This window comes from Mycobacterium nebraskense (genome assembly GCF_002102255.1).
Lineage (GTDB): Bacteria > Actinomycetota > Actinomycetes > Mycobacteriales > Mycobacteriaceae > Mycobacterium > Mycobacterium nebraskense.
The window spans coordinates 1-4,273 of sequence record NZ_LQPH01000117.1 but is presented as its reverse complement, the minus strand read 5'-3'; the positions used below and the strand labels follow the sequence as shown (position 1 = coordinate 4,273).

Annotated in this window: 4 protein-coding genes and 2 pseudogenes; 5 read left to right on the top strand and 1 reads right to left on the bottom strand. The window is 65.2% G+C overall.

Annotated elements, in window-relative coordinates; all coding sequences use genetic code 11:
• Positions 1–117 precede the first annotated feature (117 nt).
• Positions 118–261: pseudogene (locus tag AWC17_RS14090) on the top strand (DUF3072 domain-containing protein); the annotation flags it as partial.
• On the opposite strand, the gene AWC17_RS14085 reads toward AWC17_RS14090, so the two are convergent.
• The gene (locus AWC17_RS14085) at positions 216–1,334 is read right to left on the bottom strand and encodes a YihY/virulence factor BrkB family protein (RefSeq protein ID WP_308292932.1); all 1,119 of its coding nucleotides are present in this window, start codon (positions 1,332–1,334) and stop codon (positions 216–218) included. The pseudogene AWC17_RS14090 and the gene AWC17_RS14085 overlap by 46 nt on opposite strands.
• An 85-nt stretch (positions 1,335–1,419) precedes the next feature.
• Here AWC17_RS14085 and AWC17_RS14080 point away from each other — a divergent pair.
• The 4 genes and pseudogenes from AWC17_RS14080 to AWC17_RS14065 form a co-directional block, all read left to right on the top strand.
• Positions 1,420–1,653: pseudogene (locus AWC17_RS14080) on the top strand (nitroreductase family deazaflavin-dependent oxidoreductase); the annotation flags it as partial.
• 68 nt (positions 1,654–1,721) lie between these two features.
• On the top strand, positions 1,722–1,991 hold the full coding sequence (locus AWC17_RS32720) for a hypothetical protein (protein ID WP_047323959.1): 270 nt from the start codon (positions 1,722–1,724) through the stop codon (positions 1,989–1,991).
• 121 nt (positions 1,992–2,112) lie between these two features.
• On the top strand, positions 2,113–3,042 hold the full coding sequence (locus tag AWC17_RS14070; protein WP_046185947.1) for an SAM-dependent methyltransferase: 930 nt from the start codon (positions 2,113–2,115) through the stop codon (positions 3,040–3,042).
• A complete protein-coding gene (locus AWC17_RS14065; RefSeq protein WP_046185948.1) occupies positions 3,042–3,677 on the top strand; it encodes a class I SAM-dependent methyltransferase in 636 nt (211 codons plus the stop codon). Before AWC17_RS14070 ends, AWC17_RS14065 begins: the two co-directional genes overlap by 1 nt.
• Positions 3,678–4,273: the final 596 nt, after the last annotated feature.

Here is a 4,273-nt window from a genome sequence, read left to right as displayed (position 1 = left end):
TCCATCCCGCCAACCGGACTCACACCAGCAAAATCCACACCGACCAGCGTAAGTCCACTTAAGCAGATAAGCAGTACGTACGTGCGAAGGCTATCCCTCGTCGCCGAGGTGGAAGGCATGACTGTCGACACGCGACAGGCGCCAAGCGAAAATCCCGAGAAGGACACGTCCGAGTGGGTGACCGGCGACGAGCCGATGACCGGTCCGCAGCGCAGCTACGTGCATACCCTGGCGCAGGAAGCCGGGCGCGACGTTCCCGACGATCTGACGAAGGCGCAAGCGTCGGAGCTCATCGACGAGCTACAGCGACAGACGGGACGCGGCAACTGACTAGCCGGCGGGCCGGCTACGGATCTCCGGTGTGAGCGGCCGGCCTTGCGGGCGAGGTCGCCGAACCTGACGCTAACGCGCTGAAAACCCTTGACACGTTCGGCTTTCGCCTTCTTTGTATAGGTCTTGCGGTCGGCCGGTGTGAGTTCCGCGTCGTCGGTGAACGGAGTGAGCAAGGCGCGCGGGTAAAGCCGTTCCACCAGAACGACATTGATCTCGGCACACAGAACCAGCGTGGACGACACCAGGAAAAGGAAAGCCAGCAATCCCAGCACCAAAGCGAAGATGCTGTTGGTGGCGCTGGCAGTCTTCACCGTGTGCCGAATATAGCCGGCACCGCCCCACTGCAATATCTGCCAAATGACGGCTGCCGCAAGCGCTCCCGGCAGCACCTGGCGATAGGTGAGGTCTCGCGCGGTGGTCACCCGGAACGCCACCAGGCAAATCAGCGCGTTGATCGCCACGGCAACCAGTGCGACGCCGGCCTTTCCGAAGACGCCCAGCGCCCCGGTCACCTGGCCGGCCGCGGACAAGGCGGTGGCGGCGAGTGCCGCGGAGCCGAGGACCAACAACAACATCAAGCTGCGCAGGCGTGAGCGGAACGGGTCGGGACGCTTGTTCCTCGGGACCGCCCATACCGAGTCCATCGCATTCTGCACCGCCTGACCGACGCCCAGACCGCCGTACAACGCCCCCGCGATGCCGACGACCACGGCGACGGTCCCTCCGCTGAGTCCTGCGGGCTGATGCAGCTGGCTGCCGATGACCGGGAATTGGCTCAGCGTGCTGTGTAGCACCTGTTCCTGCAGATCGGGGCGTCCGGCCAGGATCACCCCGAGGCCCGTCGTCAACAGCAGCAAGAGCGGGAACAGCGACACGAACCCGTAATAGGTGATCAGGGCGGAGAGGTAACCGCCTTGGTCGTCGAGGTATTTGTATACGACGCCGATCGCCACACCCGCGGTGCGGTTTCGTCGCTGCAGCCTGTCCAGCCAGCCGACCATCTCGTGCTCACTTGGTTTCTACGGAAACGGTTACCCCCCCGACGGGATTTCCAGGTGATACCCGGATCCGGCGGCGATCAATCGCGGGTCGCTCGCTGCCCGGGACAAGAACCCCGCATGGGTGCACAACATCCGCGCAAACCCGCGGGTGACTGTCGAGATCGGCTCGCAGGCCGCCAGGCCGGCGACGGTGCGCGAATTACCTTGCGGCGACCGCGATTCCGTCTACCGGATCGTCGTCGAGCGAGCGCCGGGGTTCGGCGAGTACCAGGAGCGCACCGACCGGGTAATCCCGGTCTTCGAACTGGTTACCGAATAACGGCACCGCCTACGGGTTGCGTGGCGCAAAATGATGTGGATCGTGTCGCCGGCCGGGAGGAGACCGACATGACAATCGCAGCGATCAAGCATCGGGTGCGGGGCCGGGCATTCGGCGCCTTCGGGCTCGCTTTGGCGATGTTGCCGGCAATCGCGATTTCGGCGCCGGCGATCGGCCGGGCCGGCCCAAATTGCGCTTCCGGGTTTGTGTGGAGCGTGGACTTGCATCAATGCGTGCCCCGGGTCCCCGCCGTAAACGGGCCGGGTGGACCGGGCGGGCCCGGCGGCCCGGGCGGACCGGGCGGGCCGGGCGCACCCGGCGGTCCCGGTCCGCAGTAGGGCGCGCTAGCCCAACGCCGCGATCAGCGCGGCGACCTGCCGCGAAACGCTCGGGAACCAACCGCACCTCGCGGTCGTTATAGTGGCTAAGTATCGCTTCACTCCGAGGGGGAACAGGCGCATGCCACGCACAGACAACGACTCTTGGGATTTGGTCACCAGTGTGGGCGCGACGGCCACCATGGTGGCCGCGGCCCGGGCGATCGCAACCAAGGCCGACAACCCGCTGATCGAAGACCAGTTCGCCGAACCGCTGGTTCGCGCCGTCGGCGTGGATTTCTTCACGCGATGGGTCGACGGCGATCTTGTCGTCGCTGACGTCGACGACCACGAATCCGGCTGGAAACTCGAGCACATGCCCGTGGCGATGGCCGCGCGGACCCGGTTCTTCGACACTTTCTTTGACGAGGCCGCGCAGGCCGGGATCCAGCAGGCCGTGATCCTGGCGTCCGGTCTCGACGCGCGCGCCTACCGGTTGGCGTGGCCTGCCGAGACGACGGTGTTCGAAATCGACCAGCCGGAGGTGATCGAGTTCAAGACCACCACCTTGGCGCGGCTGGGCGCCGCCCCGCAGGCAGACCTGCGCACGGTCGCCATCGATTTGCGACGTGACTGGCCGAAAGCGTTGGTGGATGCGGGTTTTGACAAGGGCCGCCCGACCGCGTGGATCGCCGAGGGGCTCTTCGGATACTTGCCGCCAGAGGCTCAGGATCGCTTGCTGGACAACATCTCCGCGCTGAGCAGCGAGGGCAGCAGGCTGGCTGTCGAAGCCATCCCGGACCGGCCGCAGCAGGACGTCGAGAAAGCGCGCAAAATGATGCGCAGGGCCACCGCCAAATGGCGCGACCACGGCTTCGAGTTGGATTGGGAGGAGCTGGGTTTCGAGGGCGAGCGCAACGACGTCGCCGAGTACCTGAAGAACCTGGGGTGGCAGACGGTGGGCACCAAGATGAGCGAGCTGCTGGCCGACAGCGGGCTTTCGGCGATTCCGCAGACGAACGACTCGGTGTCCGTGGCCGACACCATCTACTACAGTTCGGTGCTGAGCTGATGACGGCACCGAGTCGCCGAGGGCTCAACGACGCGGTCACGCGGCTGTGGAGCTTTCTGGCGCCGGCGTACGATCTGCCGTTCCTGCAGCAGTGGCTGTACCGCCCGCCGCACGACGAGGTGATTGCCCAGCTACGCGCCCACCAGGCCCGCAAGATCGCTGATATCGCCTGCGGCACAGGCATTCTCATCGATCGGATCGCCCGCGAGCTACAGCCCGACGAGATCTACGGCGTCGACATGTCCGACGGCATGCTCGCCCAGGCGCGCGCCAGAACCGACCGGGTGCAGTGGTTGCGCGGCCCGGCTGAGCAGCTGCCCTTCGACGACGGCGCTCTCGACGCTGTGGTGACCACGTCGGCGTTCCACTTCTTCGACCAGCCCGCGGCGTTACGAGAATTCCATCGCGTACTGGCGCCCGGCGGGTTGGTGGCCGTTGCGGCCCTGAGTACGCGGCAACCGCTGCTGCAAGCACCCTCGGCCAATAGGTGGAAGCCACAACACAATGCGTCGCCGGCGGAGATGCGGACCTTGTTCGAAGGCGCCGGGTTCGTCGTCAGCGATCAGCACCGCATTCCGCGGCCGGTCTGGACGCGGGTCATTTCCGACCTGATCACGGTCGGCACCAAGACCTGATCGATCGTCAGGCGGCTAACTTGCTCACGACGCGTGGAGCCGGTCGCGAGAAATGCTCACAGCGACCGGCGTGCACGACGCGGGAGGGCCGATAAGCCGGAACCGTACGGGCGACGGTGTCTACACATGGCCGAGGAAAACGCTCCTGCCGGCGCTCCGATCGCTCGATGAAGTCGGTGACGATCCACCCGGCGCCGAACAATGCCAACGCGACACCGAACTGAAGTGGCGAGCCTGCGGCAAGCGCGACCAATGCGCAGATTCCCGACACCACGGCGAGAACCAGTGTGCCGGCGTAGAGCAGGGTTACGCGAGGCTCTCGTGTTTGCGGCGCAATACCGAGCTGAAAGTCACGCCTGGTCATCTTGTGTCCTCTTCAGTCGATGGCTCAGCTCTGGCCGGTGCGGAAACCCCAAACCGTGACCTCGATGTTTCGCTATCGAGACACTTCGAACGAGGGCCATACGGCATCTATGGCATGGCGTTGGGCCCCCACCAAGAGGCCAAAGGTCCCACCAGCCCGGATTTTTCGTGGATTATTGTGAGTGTCGGGGTGTAGATACGCGAAAGTGCCTGTCCTGCAAGGGATAATTGGA